This window comes from Ruegeria sp. BG9 (assembly GCF_056538305.1).
The window spans coordinates 144,814-162,993 of sequence record NZ_JBQFSY010000009.1 but is presented as its reverse complement, the minus strand read 5'-3'; the positions used below and the strand labels follow the sequence as shown (position 1 = coordinate 162,993).

General features: G+C 59.4%; 23 protein-coding genes. 11 read left to right on the top strand and 12 right to left on the bottom strand.

Features of this window, described 5'->3' with window-relative positions; all coding sequences use genetic code 11:
* Both ACR0I8_RS16695 and ACR0I8_RS16690 read left to right on the top strand, forming a co-directional pair.
* Positions 1-411: a F0F1 ATP synthase subunit epsilon gene (locus tag ACR0I8_RS16695; protein ID WP_170374624.1), complete on the top strand. Its 411-nt coding sequence runs from the start codon at positions 1-3 to the stop codon at positions 409-411.
* A gap of 116 nt (positions 412-527) precedes the next feature.
* Positions 528-878 carry an H-type lectin domain-containing protein gene (locus tag ACR0I8_RS16690; protein WP_170374626.1) on the top strand — a complete coding sequence of 117 codons (351 nt, stop codon included), beginning with the start codon at positions 528-530 and terminating at the stop codon, positions 876-878.
* Positions 879-921: 43 nt separating this feature from the next.
* On the opposite strand, the gene rpiB is transcribed toward ACR0I8_RS16690, so the two are convergent.
* Together rpiB and ACR0I8_RS16680 are read right to left on the bottom strand one after the other, a co-directional pair.
* A complete protein-coding gene (gene rpiB / locus ACR0I8_RS16685) occupies positions 922-1,362 on the bottom strand; it encodes a ribose 5-phosphate isomerase B (RefSeq protein ID WP_170680348.1) in 441 nt (146 codons plus the stop codon).
* 102 nt (positions 1,363-1,464) lie between these two features.
* Complete coding sequence (locus ACR0I8_RS16680) at positions 1,465-2,484, bottom strand: ribose-phosphate pyrophosphokinase (RefSeq protein WP_170637503.1); 1,020 nt, start codon at positions 2,482-2,484, stop codon at positions 1,465-1,467.
* 107 nt (positions 2,485-2,591) lie between these two features.
* Here ACR0I8_RS16680 and ACR0I8_RS16675 point away from each other — a divergent pair, with 107 nt between their 5' ends.
* A complete protein-coding gene (locus ACR0I8_RS16675; protein WP_170689243.1) occupies positions 2,592-3,194 on the top strand; it encodes a 2-hydroxychromene-2-carboxylate isomerase in 603 nt (200 codons plus the stop codon).
* Between the two features lie 2 nt (positions 3,195-3,196).
* Here ACR0I8_RS16675 and ACR0I8_RS16670 read toward each other — a convergent pair whose 3' ends face one another.
* From ACR0I8_RS16670 to ACR0I8_RS16640, 7 genes are all read right to left on the bottom strand, one after another.
* Entirely contained in the window at positions 3,197-4,231 is a 1,035-nt protein-coding gene (locus tag ACR0I8_RS16670; protein ID WP_170689244.1) for a beta-eliminating lyase-related protein, read from the bottom strand.
* A complete protein-coding gene (locus ACR0I8_RS16665; protein WP_170689245.1) occupies positions 4,231-4,704 on the bottom strand; it encodes a YcgN family cysteine cluster protein in 474 nt (157 codons plus the stop codon). The genes ACR0I8_RS16670 and ACR0I8_RS16665 overlap by 1 nt, the downstream gene beginning before the upstream one ends.
* A complete protein-coding gene (locus ACR0I8_RS16660) occupies positions 4,701-5,633 on the bottom strand; it encodes a bifunctional riboflavin kinase/FAD synthetase (protein ID WP_170637495.1) in 933 nt (310 codons plus the stop codon). The genes ACR0I8_RS16665 and ACR0I8_RS16660 overlap by 4 nt, the downstream gene beginning before the upstream one ends.
* 181 nt (positions 5,634-5,814) lie before the next feature.
* On the bottom strand, positions 5,815-6,258 hold the full coding sequence (locus ACR0I8_RS16655; RefSeq protein WP_074736482.1) for a MaoC family dehydratase: 444 nt from the start codon (positions 6,256-6,258) through the stop codon (positions 5,815-5,817).
* A gap of 101 nt (positions 6,259-6,359) precedes the next feature.
* A complete protein-coding gene (locus ACR0I8_RS16650; protein ID WP_170689246.1) occupies positions 6,360-7,235 on the bottom strand; it encodes a TIGR01459 family HAD-type hydrolase in 876 nt (291 codons plus the stop codon).
* Between the two features lie 226 nt (positions 7,236-7,461).
* Positions 7,462-8,382, bottom strand: coding sequence for a manganese-dependent inorganic pyrophosphatase (locus ACR0I8_RS16645; RefSeq protein ID WP_170689247.1), 921 nt, complete (start codon positions 8,380-8,382; stop codon positions 7,462-7,464).
* A 106-nt stretch (positions 8,383-8,488) separates the two neighbouring features.
* On the bottom strand, positions 8,489-9,469 hold the full coding sequence (locus tag ACR0I8_RS16640) for a TraB/GumN family protein (protein WP_170689248.1): 981 nt from the start codon (positions 9,467-9,469) through the stop codon (positions 8,489-8,491).
* A 113-nt stretch (positions 9,470-9,582) separates the two neighbouring features.
* On the opposite strand from ACR0I8_RS16640, the gene ACR0I8_RS16635 reads away from it, so the two are divergent.
* From ACR0I8_RS16635 to ACR0I8_RS16610, 6 genes are all read left to right on the top strand, one after another.
* Entirely contained in the window at positions 9,583-10,257 is a 675-nt protein-coding gene (locus tag ACR0I8_RS16635; protein WP_170555856.1) for a DUF2161 domain-containing phosphodiesterase, read from the top strand.
* 154 nt (positions 10,258-10,411) lie between these two features.
* Positions 10,412-10,699 (top strand): co-chaperone GroES, encoded by a 288-nt coding sequence (groES, locus tag ACR0I8_RS16630; RefSeq protein WP_170352338.1) that lies wholly within the window; start codon positions 10,412-10,414, stop codon positions 10,697-10,699.
* Positions 10,700-10,754: 55 nt separating this feature from the next.
* Positions 10,755-12,398 (top strand): chaperonin GroEL, encoded by a 1,644-nt coding sequence (gene groL / locus ACR0I8_RS16625; RefSeq protein WP_170374649.1) that lies wholly within the window; start codon positions 10,755-10,757, stop codon positions 12,396-12,398.
* Positions 12,399-12,577: 179 nt separating this feature from the next.
* Complete coding sequence (locus tag ACR0I8_RS16620) at positions 12,578-13,414, top strand: DMT family transporter (RefSeq protein WP_170689249.1); 837 nt, start codon at positions 12,578-12,580, stop codon at positions 13,412-13,414.
* Positions 13,415-13,458: 44 nt separating this feature from the next.
* Positions 13,459-14,232, top strand: a complete 774-nt coding sequence (locus ACR0I8_RS16615; protein WP_170689250.1) for an alpha/beta fold hydrolase — start codon at positions 13,459-13,461, stop codon at positions 14,230-14,232.
* Positions 14,229-15,380 (top strand): alpha-D-ribose 1-methylphosphonate 5-triphosphate diphosphatase, encoded by a 1,152-nt coding sequence (locus ACR0I8_RS16610; protein ID WP_170689251.1) that lies wholly within the window; start codon positions 14,229-14,231, stop codon positions 15,378-15,380. Before ACR0I8_RS16615 ends, ACR0I8_RS16610 begins: the two co-directional genes overlap by 4 nt.
* A gap of 64 nt (positions 15,381-15,444) precedes the next feature.
* Here ACR0I8_RS16610 and ACR0I8_RS16605 read toward each other — a convergent pair whose 3' ends face one another.
* From ACR0I8_RS16605 to ACR0I8_RS16595, 3 genes are all read right to left on the bottom strand, one after another.
* Positions 15,445-16,512, bottom strand: a complete 1,068-nt coding sequence (locus ACR0I8_RS16605; protein WP_170689252.1) for a 5-(carboxyamino)imidazole ribonucleotide synthase — start codon at positions 16,510-16,512, stop codon at positions 15,445-15,447.
* Positions 16,505-16,993 (bottom strand): 5-(carboxyamino)imidazole ribonucleotide mutase, encoded by a 489-nt coding sequence (gene purE, locus ACR0I8_RS16600; protein WP_170374657.1) that lies wholly within the window; start codon positions 16,991-16,993, stop codon positions 16,505-16,507. Before purE ends, ACR0I8_RS16605 begins: the two co-directional genes overlap by 8 nt.
* Before the next feature lie 65 nt (positions 16,994-17,058).
* Positions 17,059-17,283 (bottom strand): YdcH family protein, encoded by a 225-nt coding sequence (locus ACR0I8_RS16595; protein ID WP_037308505.1) that lies wholly within the window; start codon positions 17,281-17,283, stop codon positions 17,059-17,061.
* Between the two features lie 163 nt (positions 17,284-17,446).
* Here ACR0I8_RS16595 and ACR0I8_RS16590 point away from each other — a divergent pair, with 163 nt between their 5' ends.
* Complete coding sequence (locus ACR0I8_RS16590; RefSeq protein ID WP_170374660.1) at positions 17,447-17,860, top strand: Hsp20 family protein; 414 nt, start codon at positions 17,447-17,449, stop codon at positions 17,858-17,860.
* A 5-nt stretch (positions 17,861-17,865) separates the two neighbouring features.
* Positions 17,866-18,090, top strand: coding sequence for a DUF1150 family protein (locus ACR0I8_RS16585; RefSeq protein ID WP_170374662.1), 225 nt, complete (start codon positions 17,866-17,868; stop codon positions 18,088-18,090).
* Positions 18,091-18,180: the final 90 nt, after the last annotated feature.

Below are 18,180 nucleotides of genomic sequence, written 5' to 3'. Positions count from 1 at the left end.
ATGGCAAATACAATGCAATTCGACCTCGTCAGCCCCGAGCGGAGCCTCGCTTCGCTCGCGGCCACCGCGGTCCAGCTACCCGGCGCGGACGGGGACATGACGGCAATGCCCGATCATGCCCCTACGATCACGACGCTGCGCCCGGGCATCCTGAAGGTCGACGCGCCCGAAGGCACCAGTGAATATCTGGTGACCGGCGGGTTTGCTCAGATCAACGGTGATGGCCTGTCGGTTCTGGCCGAAAAGGCCATTCCGGTTGCCGAAGTGACCCGGTCGCATCTCGATGACCTGATCGCCGACGCGCGTGCCTCGCATGATGCGGCCAAGGAAGGCGATGATCAGTCCATCGTCGACGAAGCCGCCAAGCTGCTGGCCGATATGGAAGCCCTTGGAACGCATATGAGCCTGTAACAGGTTCACCTGCAGAAGAATTGAACGGCCTCGCTTTTGCGGGGCCGTTTTTTTGTCGTGATTGTGAGATAACTGTGGAATAAGTTCCGGTAATTACGAGTTAAAGACATAATAATATGAAGACTTTTCGAACCCATCCTATAGGTATTGACCAAGGCGAGACGGTTCTGTTCTCGGACTTTTCCAACGGCGGCGACATGTGGACAGGCAACGGCCCGCGTGAGCGTCGTTCCCCGGTGAAATTCAGCCAGTCGTTCCGGTCAGCTCCGTTGATCCAGATCGGAGTGTCTTTGTGGGATGTGGATACTTCCTCGGCACTGCGCGCCGAGGTGCAGGCCGAAGAGATCACGGCCGAAGGGTTCACGGCTGTGTTTCGAACTTGGTCCGACACGAAGATCGCGCGTATCCGCGCCTCATGGACGGCTATTGGTGAAGTTGCCCATGAGGATGATTGGGACATCTCATGAGGCCGGTGCCATGGCCCGCAGGTCATGCGGGCCAATGCTTTGATCAGTCTTCGATCATGTCCACGCGTGTTGCATGGCGGCCGCCTTCGAACTCGGCCGTCAGAAACGCGTCAACGATATCGAGGGCCTGACCCTCGCCAATGACGCGCGCACCGATGGACAACATGTTGGCGTTGTTGTGCTGGCGGATCATCCGGGCCGAGAACGAATCCGAGCAGACGCCACAGCGGATACCCGGAACCTTGTTCGCTGCCATCATGATCCCCTGGCCTGTGCCACACAGCAGAATACCCAACGCACAATCGCCCGAGGCGACACGTTCAGCCGCAGCCTTGCCGTGCAGAGGGTAATGCGTGCTTTCAGGCGTGGTGGGGCCGATATCGACGACCTCCCACCCGGCTTGGGCGATATGTGCGGCTAGGGTCTGACGCAGGTCGATGGCGGCGTGGTCGCTGGAAAGAACGACGCGTTTGGTGTCAGTCATAAGAACGCTGTCCCGCTGTATGGTGGTAGAGATAGGGCAGGGGCGTCCTAATCCGCCGCTGCTGAAAAGAAAAGGGCGGCTATCGCAAGCCGCCCTGTCAGGTCAGTCCATCTGGTACATGGATTCGTAGATCGGGGTCAGGGTCTTGTCCTCGAACAGGGACGAGACGCTGGTACCGTTCCAAATGTTCAGGATGGCCTGGGTAAAGATCGGCGCGGTCGGCACGATGCGGATGTTTTTGGCTTTCAGGATCGCATCTGTCGGCTGGATCGTGTCGGTCAGAACCAGAGATTTCATCACCGAATTCGTCACACGTTCAACCGCGGGTCCGCTCATGACGCCGTGAGTGATGTAGGAGTGGACCTCTTTCGCGCCGTTGTCCAGCAGCACCTGCGCCGCTTTGCACAGGGTGCCGGCAGTGTCGCACATGTCATCGACGATCAGGCAGATCTTGTCTTTAACATCGCCGATGACGGTCATCTCGGCCACTTCACCGGCTTTTTCTCGGCGTTTGTCGACGATCGACAGGGGGGCTTCGATCCGCTTGGCAAGTTCGCGCGCACGGGCCACGCCGCCGACGTCGGGTGATACCACCATGATCTCGTCCATATTGTCTTTGAATTGGTTTTTCACATCTAGCGCAAAGATCGGTGAGGCGTAGAGGTTGTCCACCGGGATGTCGAAAAAGCCCTGAATCTGGGCCGCGTGCAGGTCCATCGTCAGAACCCGCTCGATCCCTGCGCCGGTCAGCATGTTGGCGACCAGCTTGGCCGAGATCGGTGTGCGCGCCTTGGTGCGGCGGTCCTGACGGGCGTAGCCAAAGTAAGGGATCACGGCGGTGATGCGTTGCGCGGACGAGCGACGAAGCGCATCGGCGATGATAAGCAGCTCCATCAGGTTGTCATTCGCCGGGTTTGAGGTCGGTTGGATAATGAACATATCCTCGCCACGGACGTTTTCGAACACCTCGACGAAGATCTCGCCATCGTTGAAGCGCTCGACGCGGGCGTCGACCAGACCCTGATCAACGCCGCGATACAGGCTCATGCGGCGTGATATGGTTTCGGCAAGCGGAAGGTTAGCGTTCCCAGCAATCAGCTTGGGTTCGTGGAGTGTCGGCATCGGCTGGAGTCCCCGGGCAGCGTTGGCAATGTGACAGATTCGTGATGTTGACACCGCTTAGCATGGCCTTACCGTTCCGCAAAGACAACGCAGCGGAGAAAGTGCAGATGACCCAGATTGACTACTATTTTGCGACAATTTCACCCTATACCTATCTGGCGGGCACACGGCTGGAGGAGATCGCAGCCAAGCATGGTGCGACGATCAATTACAAACCACTGGACATCATGGCGCTTTTCGGGCGCACGGGCGGCACGCCACCAAAAGACCGGCATATTTCCCGCATTGAATACCGCGCACAGAATCTGGTGCGGGTCGCGAAAAAGTTAGGCGTACCGTTCAACCTGAAACCGGCGCATTGGCCGACCAATATCGCTCCGTCCTCTTACGCTGTGATTGCGGCGGCCAAAGATGGATCGGGGGATGTAGGTAAACTGTGCCAATCCCTGCTGCGGGCCTGTTGGGCTGAAGAGAAAGACGTTGCGCAGGACGACGTGATCCGTGATTGCCTGACGCAAGCTGGGTTCGATCCCGATCTGGCCGATAGCGGCCTGTTGGTGGGGGCCGAGACCTACGCTGCCAATCTGGAAGAGGCCGTGGAGAGCGGCGCCTTCGGCGCGCCCTTCTACATCACGCCGGATGGTCAGCGGTTCTGGGGGCAGGACAGCCTTGACGACCTCGACCAACATTTGGCCGAGTTGAAAGGCTGAGCCTACAGATGGGATAGGAACTGGTCGATCTGTTCATGGCTGATCGACCAGTCGCAGACCAGACGGCAGGGCAGAGGTTCTGCCTCATCCGCGCCTTCCAACTGCGCCCCCCACAGGTGATAGACCGCGCCCGCCGCATGAAGCTGGCGGTGCTTGGCGCGCGGGAAGGAGGCGAAAATCATGTTGGCCTGCGGCTCATGCAGGAAATCGGCTCCTTTCGCCCGAAGACCCTCAGCCAGACGAGCACAGTTTGCATTCGCCTGGCGCGCTGATGTCAGCCAAAGATCCTCTTCCAGATAAGCCGACATCTGGGCAGACAGGTATCGGTGTTTCGAGAACAAATGCGCTCCGCGTTTGCGGCGCAGCTCGAATTCCCATGCCTTGGATTCGTCGAAGAAGATCACCGCCTCGACACCCATCAAACCGTTCTTGGTGCCACCGAAGCTGACCGCGTCCACACCGGCCTTCCATGTCATCTCCGCCGGTGAACATCCCAACGCGACAAGAGCATTCGTAAACCGCGCGCCATCCAGATGCACCGGCAGGTCATACTCGTTCGCAACCGCACAGAGCGCTTGCAATTCTTCCAGCGAATAAACCGACCCGCGCTCAGTCACTTGTGTGATGGACACCGGCCCCCGTTGCGGTCCATGCACACCACGCGTTTCTTCTACGGAAATCGTCCGGCGCAGCGCCTCGGGGGTCATCTTGTCAGTGCCCGGCACTAGGGTCAGCTTGGCGCCACTGTAGAATTCCGGCGCATTGCACTCATCCTCGTGGATATGCGCGACCGGAGAGCAGAAGATCGTCTCCCACGGGTTGGAGAGGGTGGCCAGAGCCAGTGAATTCGCTGCCGTTCCGGTCGCCACCAGATAGACCGCCGCGCCGGGGGCTTCGAAAATGCTGCGAAGGCGGTCCCGGACCTCATTCATAAGCGTGTCAGCCCCATAGGCCATCTGATAGCCATGATTGGCCTCAGTCAGTTTTGCCAATACCTGCGGATGGACAGGCCCGGAGTTGTCAGAGGCAAAATACATCAGCTCGGCTCCTCAATGATATAGTCTTCCCACTCTTCCATGGGGGTCTCGAACTCGGACACGGTACGCCCCTGAACCGAGACACCGGCGGCATGCACAGAGTCAGCTGTACCAGTCAGCAAGGGGTGCCAATCATACAAAGGCTTACCCTCCCACAGCAGGCGATAGGCGCAGGTTTGGGGCAGCCAGTAGGCGTGCGAGTCGATGTTGTCCGGCGTCATGACGATGCATTCGGGCACGAACTGGTGCCGGATGTCATATTGGGCGCAACGGCAGCTTTCATCGTCCAAAAGACGGCAGGCGACGCAGGTCAGGGCGACCTCGCCCGTGTCTTCGTCTTCCAGCTTGTTCAGGCAACACTTGCCGCACCCATCACAGAGCGCCTCCCACTCGCGTTGGTTCATCTTGCGCAGGGGTTTGCGTTCCCAAAAGCGCGGAGACAGACCTGCGCGGTTGATCGGATCCACGCTCATCGCGCGGCCAGAATCTCGCGCGACTTCGCGCAATCGGCATCCATCTGGGCGATCAGCCCGTCCAGACCATCGAACTTCAATTCAGGCCGCAGGAATTCGACCAACCCGACCGAGAGGGTTGCGCCGTAAAGATCGCCGGAGAAATCAAACAGGAAGGTCTCGATATTGGGGACCTCACCATTGAACATCGGTCGCACGCCAATCGACGCCGCGCCTTGGTAGGAGCCCTTGTTGGGGCCGTCCAGAACATCAACCAGAACGGCATAAACACCGAATTTTGGCGGGTGCAGGCCCTCGATCGACATATTAGCGGTGGGAAAGCCCAGCTCGCGCCCGCGCTGCTCGCCGCCGATGACCTCGCCTTCGATGCGGTGCCAATGGCCCAGCATGGTCGCCGCATCGCCGGGGCGGCCTTCGCTGAGCGCGGTGCGGATCGCGGTCGAAGAGACGACGTTCTCGGAACGCTCCATCAAGGGGGCGATGGTCACACCGAACCCCATTTGCTCGCCAAAGCGCACCATATCCTGCGCCGTTCCAACCCGCCCTTTGCCAAAACAGAAATCGGCACCCACAACGATATGAGACAAGCCCAAACCGTCGCAGATCACATTGCGCGCGAATTCCTCGGGGGTCAGCCCGGCCAAAGCGGCATTGAAGGGCAGTTCATAAAGCTTTTGCACACCCAGCTTCTCAAGCCGGTGTGCCCGCGCGTTCCCGCGCATCAATCGAAACGGAGGCGCATCGGGCGCAAAATACTCACGCGGATGCGGTTCAAACGTCAGCACGCCCAGAGGCGCATTCGGAGCCGCATTGCGCGCCAGCTCGATAACCGACTGATGCCCCACATGGACGCCATCAAAGTTCCCGATCGCCACGCTGGCGCCGCGATCTTCTGGCTCGATATACTGGAAGTCCCGGATGATCTGCATGCGCTTTGGGTACTGTTCATCAACAGTATGTTCAAGCGTGACCTTCGAGAATTTCGGACAATTCGACCCGCTCGGATGGTGCAGATCTGTGTGTCCTTCGGTTCAGCGATGACCATCGCAGCGCGCTAGTCATCGCTGCAGGGATTAAACCCCCCTGCGACAGGGATGCGTGTCTACTCGTTCAGTCGAACTTACGCGATGGGGCAAGGACCATAGCTTCGCCGACCAGAACCTTCTTGCCATCGACTGCGCAGTGACAATCCAGCTTCACGCGGCGTTTGGCAAAATCAATGTCGATCACCTTGACCTCGGCATAGACCATGTCGCCGGGGCGGACCGGGGCCAGGAACTTCAGCGACTGACCCATGTAGACCGTCCCGTGACCGGGCAATTGCTCGCCAATCACGGCCGAGATCAACCCGGCCGTCAGCATCCCATGCGCAATGCGACCCTCAAAGATCGTATCGCGGGCGTAGTCATCGTCCAGATGCACAGGGTTCCGGTCGGTCGAGACCTGAGCGAACATCTCGATATCTTCATCCGTCACCACTTTGCGCAGGTGGCGGGACATGCCCATCTCGATGTCTTCAATACAGATCGTTCCGCGTGGAAGATTGTCCAACATGGTGCCCTCACTTGAAATCCGCCGAGTAATAAAAGTCTACCATCGGCCATCCGTTGGCAACTTTATTACTTCGCAACTGCAGAAAATCAAGTGAAAAATGACTAACGCAAACGCCCGATTGTATAGGTGGGATTGATCTTTTCCCTTTCTATATAGTCGCTTAGGGATTCCGCGTGGGGGTGGTGCGACGTTTTCGTCTCAGCCGCGGCCAACCCGCCTGAGATAAAGAGCGTATCGATTCCCTCCCCCATGCCGCCAAGGATGTCGGTATGCGGGCCGTCACCGATAGCCAGAATGTCGCAGTCCGAGACGTCAACATCCATTTCCTGCACGCGACGACGCGCCAGATCATAGATCGGCGGATGGGGTTTGCCGAAATACAGGCTCTCGCCACCCATCTCGGTGTAAAGCTTTGCCAAAGCGCCCGCGCACCATTCGCGAACTTCGCCCCGATCGACCACGATGTCGGGGTTCGCACATAGCAGCTTCATGCCTTTTTGCTTGGCATAGAGGAAATCCGGGCGATTGACGTCGGGATCCGCCATCGTATCAAACGGCCCGCAGCATACGATCCCCTCGGCCTGATCCAAAGGGACGCGCTCGATATGAACAGGATGGTCCAACAGCTTCAGGGGCTCGAAGAATCCCGCATCGCGTTCCCATTCCCCCATGAAGTAAACCTTTTCGCCAACCGTGCCGCGGAACATGGCTGAACGGGCTGAATCTCCGCTTGTGGCGATCGTGTCATAGGCGTCGGCGGGGACGTTAAACTGCGAAAGCTGCGTGGCGACGCCCGCGCGCGGTTTTGGTGAGTTTGTCACCAGAACAACGAAACCGCCCTCCGAGCGGTAGGTCTGCAGCGCGGCAACCGCTTCTGGATACGCAGTGATCCCATTGTGAACACAGCCCCAAAGGTCGACGAAAAGCACTTTGTAGCGATCGGAGATCTCGTGGAGGGCGGAGATGATCTGGGTCATGGGATTCCCTTTGGCATGGTCTGCGGACAGCCAAGCCTATGGCAGAGCTTGGCAGGATTTGCCAGAGGGGGCGCTGCCCCCGCCGCGGCGAGCCGCGACTCCCCCGAGGTATTTTGAAACAGAAGAAGCAGGGGGTCCGCACTTCATCTGGCTACAAATATCCCGGAGCGCGAGGCAGAGCCTCGCAAAAAAAAGGCGCCCGCTTGGGGCGCCCTTGGGTCAGGTATCAAACCTTGAGGTTCGGGATGATCTGCTTTTTCCGGCTCATGATGCCGGGCAGGACTACGGCGTCGCCGTCGACCGATGCACCGAAGCTTTTCTCGGCGACGGTTTTGACCAGATCATTCGGGACCAGCAGGGTGGCCTCTTCGTTAAGGATATCCACGACGAACAGCAGCACCTGATCGACGCCGTCTTCCTTTGCTACGTCAACCATCGACGTGGCCAGGCTGTCCTTGCGGTCCAGAACAACGCCGGGAGCGGTGGTTTCCAGGACGGAGACGCGGAACTTGGTGCCTTCGACTTCATATTCCTTGCTGTCCATGCGGATCAGTTCGGCATCCGAGAACGAGGACACATCCGATTTTGCCGCGAACATGTCCGCCGCATAGGCCGAGACATCCAGACCCAGTTCTGCGGCCAGTTTCTCGGCCACTTCGCGGTCATGCGCGGTGGTGGTGGGCGAGCGGAATTCCAGCGTATCGGACAGGATGCAAGTCAGCGCTGCGCCTTTGATGGCTTCAGGCATCTTGGCGGCGTCGTCACCCATCAGGTCGACCATGATGGTCGCAGTACAGGCCAGAGGGCGAACGGTGATATCGATAGGGCCTTTGGTTTCCAGACCTCCAACCAGTTTGTGGTGGTCGATGATGGCACGGATGTCGGCGCTGTTGACGCTGGCGGGCAGCTCTGCCGGGTTGTTGGTGTCGACGATAACAACCGGAACGTCCGCTTCAACGTCTTCGATGATGCGCGGCTTGGGCAGGTCCCAGCGCTGCAGCATGAAGGCGGCTTCGGTGTTGGGCTCGCCCAGCAGCACGGGTTCAGCCTGCTCGCCTTTGACTTCGTTCAGGTACCATGACCACAGGATCGGAGAGCCGGTGGAATCGGTGTCGGGAGATTTGTGACCAAATACTAGGGTTGTCATGTCAGCGTCCTGCGGATTGGAAATTTTGCGCGCCTTATAGGGCGCATGACAGGGCTTGTCACCTGCTTGCGGGCCGCTGCGACTGTTGGTCTGACTTGCCGAGAAATCAGAACGGCGCGCGCGTCAGCGTGTAGCCTTCCCGTTCCAGAAGCGAGAGCAAGCCATATGTTTGGCTGAGATGCCCGGCACCTACCGCGATGACGGCCGTCTGATCCTGAATCCGCAGGATATGGTCCATCCAACTGTTATTGCGATCTACCAGCAATTGTTGTTCGAACTGCGCCCATTCTGCGTCGTAATCCTCTTGCGACAGGCCCGAGGCCTCGAACCCCTGAATCCGGGCCAATTGCAGGATCTGCGCATGTTTTTCCTCGAGATACGCATTGGCCATGGTGGCAAGGTGGTTTGCATCGGCCTGCATCGCTCCGGACAAGCGGACCAGCGAGTCGACCTGTTGTTCCAGTGAAAGCGTGTCGAACATCGCCATCAGGTCTTCGATCCGCTCCAGCGAGTGTTGGGGAATCCCGTGCGCCTCGGCCACATCTGTCAGGCGGGCATCCATGCCATGGTTCGCATCCGGGTTCCGCATCAGGCAGGGCGGGATGCCCAGCATCATGCTCAGAAACCAGGGCCGCATTTTGGCCGCCATCCAGCTGGGAATGCCGCGCTCGGCCAAAGAAGTCGAAAGGGCCGCCCAGTCCTCGGCGCTCATCAGGTCGATCAGTGTGGGGCCTTCGGTGATCATCACGGGGCTCAGGTCATTGGCCAGGCCTTGCTCGAACGCTTCCATTTTGGCCTCGGTGACCTCGAAATAGATCGCGTCTGCATGGGCTACGATGGGTGTCAGCCGTTCGACGACCGGCCCCATCCGTGCATCGTTGGTGTGCAGTGTTCCGATCAGGTGCAGGGTCGTGTCGCCCTTGGTGGCGATCCAGTGATTGCCCTCGGGGTAAGGGACCGAGGCAAGGGATTGTTGCAGGGCGGCCTGATCCTCTTCCGACATCAAGGGCCGCAGGTCGTGACCTTCGCAGGCGGCATGTGCGGTCAGGGGCAGAAGCAATAGTCCAAAAAGGGCCATCAGGCGCATAGGCGGTCCTTCCTCGGTTGGTCAAACAGACGACATAAGATTTAGGCATCCAAATACAGCATATTCAAGGCGACCTATCTGGTATTTCGACACGAAACGCATAGCATTGGGCCATGGAGCGCGAGCAGGATCTTTATCCCCCCATCAAGGCATTGTTCGAGAGGCAGGGCTATACCGTGAAAGGTGAGGTTGGCGCAGCCGACATCATGGCCTTGCGCGACGGGTCCGAGCCGGTGATCGTCGAGTTGAAGCTGCGCTTTTCGCTGGCTTTGTTCCACCAGGCCGTCGCGCGGCTCAGGATCACGGATCAGGTCTATCTGGGGGTCAGCAAGCCAACCGGACGCACTGCGCGTCGAGCGTTGCGGGATAATCTGGCGCTCTGCCGCAGGTTGGGCTTGGGCCTGATCACCGTGCGCGCGGACGGAGCTGTCGAGGTGCATTGCGATCCTGGCCCCTACGCTCCGCGCAAGAACAAGGTCAAGGCAGGCCGGATGCTGCGAGAGTTTGATCGGCTGCAAGGCGACCCGAACTCTGGCGGCGCAACACGGCACGGCATTGTAACCGCCTATCGCCAGGATGCTTTGAAATGCGCGGCACATCTTGCCGAACATGGCGCCTGCAAAGGGGCCGAGGTCGCGAAGTCGACAGGCGTAGCCGAAGCCACTCGGCTGATGCGCACCAATCACTACGGCTGGTTCGACAAGGTTGAAAAAGGTGTTTATGCCCTGACGGATGCGGGGCAGGAGGGCTTGAAGCACTGGGCCTATAGTTGGGACCAGCCTGATTGAGGGTCTGGGTCGAAAAAAATCCATCACAGCTTGTTGACTCGGGGATTTGCACCCCATAGCTATGCGTCGTTATCACTCTCTACCCTTGAGTGCTAACGCCTCGCCAGTCGGCGGGGGGAGGATAGATAAACTTTGAGCCCAAGGAGCTACAAAGATGGCATTGAAACCGCTTCATGACCGTGTGCTGGTTCGCCGTACAGAAAGCGAAGAGAAAACCGCAGGCGGCCTGATCATTCCTGATAGCGCGAAAGAAAAGCCCAGCGAAGGCGAAGTCGTCGCAACCGGCGAAGGCGCACGCAAGGACAGCGGCGAGCTGATCGCAATGGCGGTCAAAGCTGGCGACAAGATCCTGTTCGGCAAATGGTCGGGCACCGAGGTTCAGGTCGACGGCGAAGAGCTGCTGATGATGAAAGAAAGCGACATCATGGGGATCATTGAGTAAGCCGCCGCGCTTCCTCTGATCTTCATTTACAACTAATTTCTCAAGGAGAAACGACATGGCTGCAAAGGACGTCAAATTCGACACCGATGCCCGTAACCGCATGCTGGCAGGTGTGAACATCCTGGCCGATGCTGTTAAAGTGACCCTGGGCCCCAAAGGCCGCAACGTGGTTCTGGACAAATCCTTCGGCGCACCGCGCATCACCAAAGACGGTGTTTCGGTTGCCAAGGAAATCGAACTGGAAGACAAGTTCGAAAACATGGGCGCGCAGATGGTGAAAGAAGTCGCCAGCCGCACCAATGACGAAGCCGGCGACGGCACCACCACCGCAACCGTTCTGGCCCAAGCCATCGTTCGCGAAGGTCTGAAGCAGGTTGCAGCTGGCCTGAACCCGATGGACCTGAAGCGCGGTATCGACCTGGCGACTGCCAAAGTTGTTGCAGGCATCAAAGACGCGTCGCGTGAAGTCAAAGACTCGGCAGAAGTTGCTCAGGTTGGCACCATCTCGGCCAACGGCGAAGCCGAAATCGGCCAGCAGATCGCAGACGCGATGCAGAAGGTTGGCAACGAAGGCGTCATCACCGTCGAAGAAAACAAAGGTCTGGAAACCGAGACTGATGTTGTCGAAGGTATGCAGTTCGACCGTGGCTACCTGTCGCCTTACTTCGTCACCAACGCAGACAAGATGATCGCAGAACTCGACGACTGCATGATCCTGCTGCACGAAAAGAAACTGTCCTCGCTGCAGCCGATGGTTCCGCTGCTCGAGCAGGTGATCCAGTCGCAAAAGCCGCTGCTGATCATCGCGGAAGACGTTGAAGGCGAAGCGCTGGCGACGTTGGTTGTCAACAAACTGCGCGGCGGCCTGAAAATTGCTGCTGTCAAAGCACCGGGCTTCGGCGATCGTCGTAAAGCCATGTTGCAGGACATCGCAATCCTGACCGGCGGTCAGGTCATCTCGGAAGATCTGGGCATGAAGCTTGAGTCCGTCACCATGGACATGCTGGGCACCGCCAAGAAGATCGAGATCACCAAAGACGAAACCACCATCGTTGACGGTGCAGGCGAGAAAGCCGAGATCGAAGCACGCGTTGCTCAGATCCGCACTCAGATCGAAGAAACCTCGTCGGATTACGACCGTGAGAAGCTGCAAGAGCGCGTTGCCAAACTGGCAGGCGGTGTTGCTGTTATCCGCGTCGGCGGCATGACCGAAGTTGAAGTGAAAGAGCGTAAGGACCGTGTGGACGATGCTCTGAACGCGACCCGCGCTGCTGTGCAGGAAGGCGTTGTTGTGGGTGGCGGTGTTGCTCTGGTTCAGGCCGGTAAAGCACTGGAAACTCTGGAAGGTGCAAACGCTGACCAGAACGCCGGTATCAACATCGTTCGCAAAGCGATCGAAGCGCCGCTGCGCCAGATCGCCGAGAACGCAGGTGTTGACGGTGCGGTCGTTGCGGGCAAAGTCCGTGAATCCGGCGATGTATCGTTCGGCTTCAACGCGCAGACCGAAGAATATGGCGACATGTTCTCGTTCGGCGTGATTGACCCGGCCAAAGTTGTCCGTACCGCGCTGGAAGACGCGGCCTCGGTTGCTGGTCTGCTGGTCACCACCGAAGCAATGGTTGCTGACAAGCCCGCCAAAGAAGGCGCGGCACCTGCTGGCGGCATGCCCGACATGGGCGGCATGGGCGGCATGATGTAAGCTGCTTGGGCCATAGTGCTTACGAGCGGGGTCGCCTTTGGGCGGCCCCGTTTGCGTTTGGAATGCCCGCTGCGCGGCCATGCCTCCGGCGGACGTATTTTTGAACAGAAGAAGACTGGACGTTGCACGTAGCCGGAAAGTGAGTGTGCAAAGTGTGGCCAACGCGCTATGCGGGTTTCATGAGACTGTTTCTTCTGACCTCCCTGACCATGTGCGCCTTTGCGGCCAATTCGATTCTGAACCGGCTGGCGATTGAGAGCGGGGCGAGCGATCCTGCATGGTTCGCCGTCGTCCGTGTTCTGGCGGGTGCGATGGTTCTGGCCGTGTTGGTTCTTTTGAAGGGCGAGGTTCTGCCGCTTCGGTCGCCACGTCGGATCATCGGGGCGGGGTCACTGTCTCTCTATATGATTGGTTTTTCTGTGGCTTACCTGACGCTGGACGCCGGGTTGGGGGCGTTGATCCTATTTGGTGTCGTTCAGATCACCATGTTCGCAGTCGGAGCTATGACCGGAGCGACCCCAACGGTGCGCCAATTGGCTGGCGCAGCGGTCGCATTGGGCGGGTTGGCCTATGTGCTTTGGCCATCGGGGACCGTTCAGGTGGACGCCTTGGGGGCTGCTCTGATGGTCGCGGCAGGGATCGGCTGGGCCGCCTATTCCTTGGCCGGACGGTCCGAACCGAACGCTTTGGAGGGCACGGCGGCCAATTTCGTTGTCGCCTTACCCGTCACGGCTATGGCCTTGCTGGTGACAGGTGGTACTTGGCAGATGACCGGATTTGGCTATTTTCTGGCGGCTCTGTCCGGGGGCGTGACCTCGGGCCTTGGCTACGCGCTTTGGTATCGCGTGTTGCCGCAGCTTGCTCCCTCGGTCGCGGCAGTCGTACAGCTGAGCGTCCCTGTCATCGCAATCGTTGCCGGAATTTTGCTGTTGGGTGAGGTGGCAAGCATGCGCTTGATCATCGGCGCGGCGTTGGTTTTGGGCGGGATCGCGCTGGCAGTACAGCGCAGAACCTGAGGTCACATCTTTCCCCGAGCCGAAATAGGCCTTATCTGGCGGGTATGAGAGTTTTGCTTGCCATAGTTTTCCTCCTTCTCCCGGCTGCGGCCCAGGCGAAATGCGTGATCCTGCTGCATGGGCTGGCTCGGACCGAGGCGTCCTTTTCGGTGATGGAGCAATTGTTCGAGGTGCATGGCTACACAGTCATTCGCCCGGGTTACCCGTCGACCGATCTGGGCATTCCGGAACTGGCCGAGCAAACTCTGCCCGATGCGTTCGCCGAGTGCGGGGACGACACTGCAAATGTCGTGGCGCATTCCATGGGCGGTATCCTGTTGCGCTATTGGCTGCAGGATCACGAGCCGGAGAATTTGGGTCGCGTTGTCATGCTTGGGCCGCCCAATCAGGGCAGCCAATTGGTTGATGAATTGGGCGCGTGGGAGGTGTTCGGCTACCTCAATGGTCCGGCAGGGCTGCAGTTGGGCACAGGCCCCGAGGGCATCCCGCGCCAATTGCCCCCGGTTGAGTTCGAGCTTGGGGTGATCGCGGGTGAAAACTCTCTGAACCCGGTCTTTTCGTCGATGATTGATGGGCCAGACGATGGCAAAGTGTCGATCCGCACGACCCGAGTTGAAGGTATGGCGGATCATATCGTTCTGCCTGTGACGCATACTTTTATGATGAACAATCCCCGCGTCATGGCCCAGGCGCTGCACTTCATCGAATTTGGACAGTTCGACCCGCAAATCACTTGGCTTGATGGGGTGATGGACGTCATTGACGAGATCTGTATCGGGCAGGATTGCTCGGAGCCGGACTCGGAGCGCACGGAATGACGGCATTGGAACTGACGTTGACCGGAGCAGAGGTTCTGCTGCCGGAGGCTGGGTTGTCGCGCGCCGATTTGTCAATTGCCGAAGGGGTCGTACAGGGCGACCGGACCGGGCGACACGTTGATCTGTCAGGCTATTTGGTTCTGCCCGGCATAATCGACCTGCATGGGGACGGGTTCGAACGTCATATTGCCCCGCGCCGTGGTGCCATGAAGCAGATGAACGAAGGTATCCTGTCGGTCGAGGCCGAGCTTGCCGCCAATGGGATCACCACCGGCGTTCTGGCCCAGTTCTACAGCTGGGAAGGCGGGGTGCGTGGGCCGGATTTTGCCTCGCAGGTGTTCAAGGCGATTGCCGATGTCAAGGACAGCACCGTCACGGATCTGATCCCGCAATTGCGGTTCGAGACGCATATGCTGGACGACTATAACGAGCTGGCCGAAAAGGTTGCGGATTGGCAGGTGCCTTATGTCGTCTTCAACGACCACCTGCCGCATGACCGCCTGGCCGAAGGGCGAAAACCTCCGCGTCTGACGGGGCAGGCCCTGAAAGCGGGGCGCAACCCCGATGTGCATTTTGAGATGCTGCTATCCATGCATGCCCGCAGCGATGAAGTCCCCGCCGCACTTGACGCGCTTTGCGCTGACTTGACCCAAAGCGGCGTGCGCTTGGGCAGCCATGATGATGCCACGCCTGAGACCCGCGCAGGATGGCGCAAACGCGGTGTTTCGATCGCTGAATTCCCCGAAACCCTCGCTGCAGCCGAAGCCGCACGCGCGGCCGGAGATCACATCATCCTCGGCTCGCCTAACGTGGTGCGCGGAGGCTCCCATAAGGGCAACGCCAGCGCGCTGGACCTGATCGCTATGGGGCTGTGTGATGCGCTGGCCTCGGACTACCACTACCCCAGCCCACGCCGCGCCGCATTGATGTTGGCAAAAAGCGGGTTGCTGGATTTTGCGGCGGCCTGGGCGCTGGTCTCATCCGGTCCCGCGCGGGTTCTCGACCTGAAAGATCGCGGCACGCTGATGCCGGGTCAACGCGCCGATATCGTCATTCTGGATGCAAAAACCCACCGCGTCGCCGCCACCTTTGCTGGCGGGCGTGTTAGCCATATGTCCGGCGACATCGCGGCCAGATTTTTCGCCTGACCGCCTGCTCTTCTGTTCTAAAAGTACCTTCGCCGGAGGCATCGCGCAGACTGCGTGATTTCCCTCAGCGGGCGATGCGGTTGAAGTGACCCATCTTCCGGCCCGGCTTGACCTCGGCCTTGCCGTACAGGTGCAAGGCGACGTCCCGCTCCTTCGCCAGCTCTGGCACGCGGTCCATATCGTCGCCGATCAGATTCTCCATCACCACGTCCGAGTGCCGCTGCCCGTCGCCCAAGGGCCATCCGACCACGGCGCGAATATGCTGCTCAAACTGGTCGACGGCGCAGCCATTCTGCGTCCAGTGGCCCGAGTTATGCACCCGAGGTGCAATTTCGTTCGCGATAAGGCCCGAGGGTGTGACGAACAGCTCCACCCCCATCACGCCCACATAGTCCAAAGCATTCAGAATGTTGGCCGCGAGCAGAACTGCATCCGTCCGTTGCGCTGGACGCAGGCGGGCAGGAACCGTTGTGGTGTGCAGGATGCCGTCGCGGTGGACGTTCTCACCGGGGTCAAAGCAAGCGACCTGACCATCAAGCCCGCGGGCCGAGATGATCGAGATCTCGTGCGTAAACTCCACGAACCCCTCAAGGATCGCGGGGGCGCCCGCCATATCGGCCAGAGCAGCCTCGGCGTCCTCAGGCGCGCGCAGGCGGGCCTGGCCTTTGCCGTCATAGCCGAACCGGCGGGTTTTCAGGATCGCGGGTGTGCCGATTTCCTCAATGGCCGTATTCAGGCTTGCCAGATCGGTGACGTCCGCAAAAGGTGCTGTGTTGAGGCCCAGAGCTTGCAGGAAATTTTTCTCAGTCAGCCGGTCCTGACTGACCCGCAGAGCCTCGCGTCCCGGACGGATTGGGCGGTGGGCTTCCAGCAGGTCCAGCGCCTCGGTTGGGATGTTCTCGAACTCGTAGGTGATGACATCGACCGAGTCGGCGAAGGCGCGCAGCGCGTCGGCGTCGTCATACGGCGCGGTTGTCACGCGGTCGGCGACTTGCGCCGCAGGCGGGTTCGCGCCCGGCTCAAATATATGCGTCACAAACCCCAAGCGGGAGGCAGCGACCGACAGCATCCGGCCCAATTGGCCTCCGCCCAGGATTCCGATCCGGGCACCGGGTTGCAGAGCGTCACTCATCGACAGGCTCCTCCGGAATCGAGGCCGACAGAGCCTCACGCCACGCGTCCAACCGTTCGGCCAGAGCGCTGTCCTGCAAGGCCAGAATACCAGCCGCCATCAGGCCCGCATTGGCCCCACCGGCCGCGCCGATTGCCATGGTCGCCACAGGAAATCCTTTCGGCATCTGAACGATCGAATACAGCGAGTCGACGCCCGACAAAGCCCGCGTCTGAACCGGAACGCCGATCACTGGCACGCGGGTTTTCGATGCCATCATGCCGGGCAAATGTGCGGCCCCGCCAGCGCCCGCGATGATCACATGCAAACCGCGCGACGCAGCGGTCTTGCCGTAATCCCATAGACGATCAGGCGTGCGGTGGGCCGAAACGATGCGTTTTTCATACGCGATGCCCAATTCATCCAAGATATTGGCGGCTTCTTTCATCGTGGGCCAATCCGATTGGCTGCCCATGATGATCCCCACTTTCACATCGCTCATCCGCTTGCGTCCCTGCCGTTCGAAAGAGCGCGCACTATAGCCAAATCCGCATGCGAGGCAATGCGTCAGGCGATGATGTCGGGGGTCAGGCGATCCTCGATCAGGCGGATGATGTCTTTCAGCCGCAGTTTCTGCTTTTTCAAGCGTTTGATCGTCAATTGATCGGATGTGCCGGTGGCCTGTAACGCCTCGATCGCCTCATCAAGATCCCGGTGCTGACGGCGAAAAACCTCCAGCTCAACCCGCAGAACTTCGTCGGTTTTCATGGAAAGGTCAGTGGGCGCGTTCATTGGCGACTCGGGCTTGTTGTGGTGCGTCCCCAACAAGATAGTGTGCAAGACGTTATCGCGCCAGACCTTGTGGACATCCGGGTTTCTTCCCATATTCTATCTTGTGCGGTTGCCAGAACGGGGCCGCCCAGAACGTCGCTTTGACATAAAAGGACGAGAACACGTGTCAAAACTTACCTTGGGCTCATACCCGCATTTGTTGGGGTTCGAGCAATTGGAACGCCTTCTGGAACGGTCTGCAAAGGCTGGCAACGAAGGATATCCGCCCTACAACATCGAACAAACCTCGGACTATTCCTACCGCATCACTCTGGCGGTGGCCGGGTTCGCGGAAGAGGATCTGTCGATCACCATCGAGGACCGCCAACTGGTGATCCGGGGCCGTCAACGCGACGACAGCGAGGGGCGCATCTTCCTGCATCGCGGCATTGCGGCGCGTCAATTCCAGCGCATGTTCGTGCTGGCCGACGGTGTCGAGGTGGGCGAGGCGATTATGGAGAACGGTCTGCTGCATGTGGATCTGACCCGCGCCGTGCCGGAAACCGTGGTGCAGACAATCAACATACGGAAGGGGTAAGAGCAATGAACACACCGATTGAAATCAACACCGAAGGCGATCGTATCGTCTATGTCAAAACGGTTGAGGTTGCCGATCTGCCCAGCGATCTGCGCGATCAGGCGGGTGATCTGGATCAACTGTACGCCGTGCATGACTCCGACGGGCAGCAATTGGCGCTTGTCGCCGACCGCAAGCTGGCCTTTGTGCTGGCCCGCGAGCATGATCTCTCGCCGGTGGCCGTTCACTGAACGGCCCCAGCCACACGCGTTTGCGCGTGACATTCCGCCCGACACCAGCGAAACATGCACAAGCTCCGGATCGCATCCGGGATGACATGT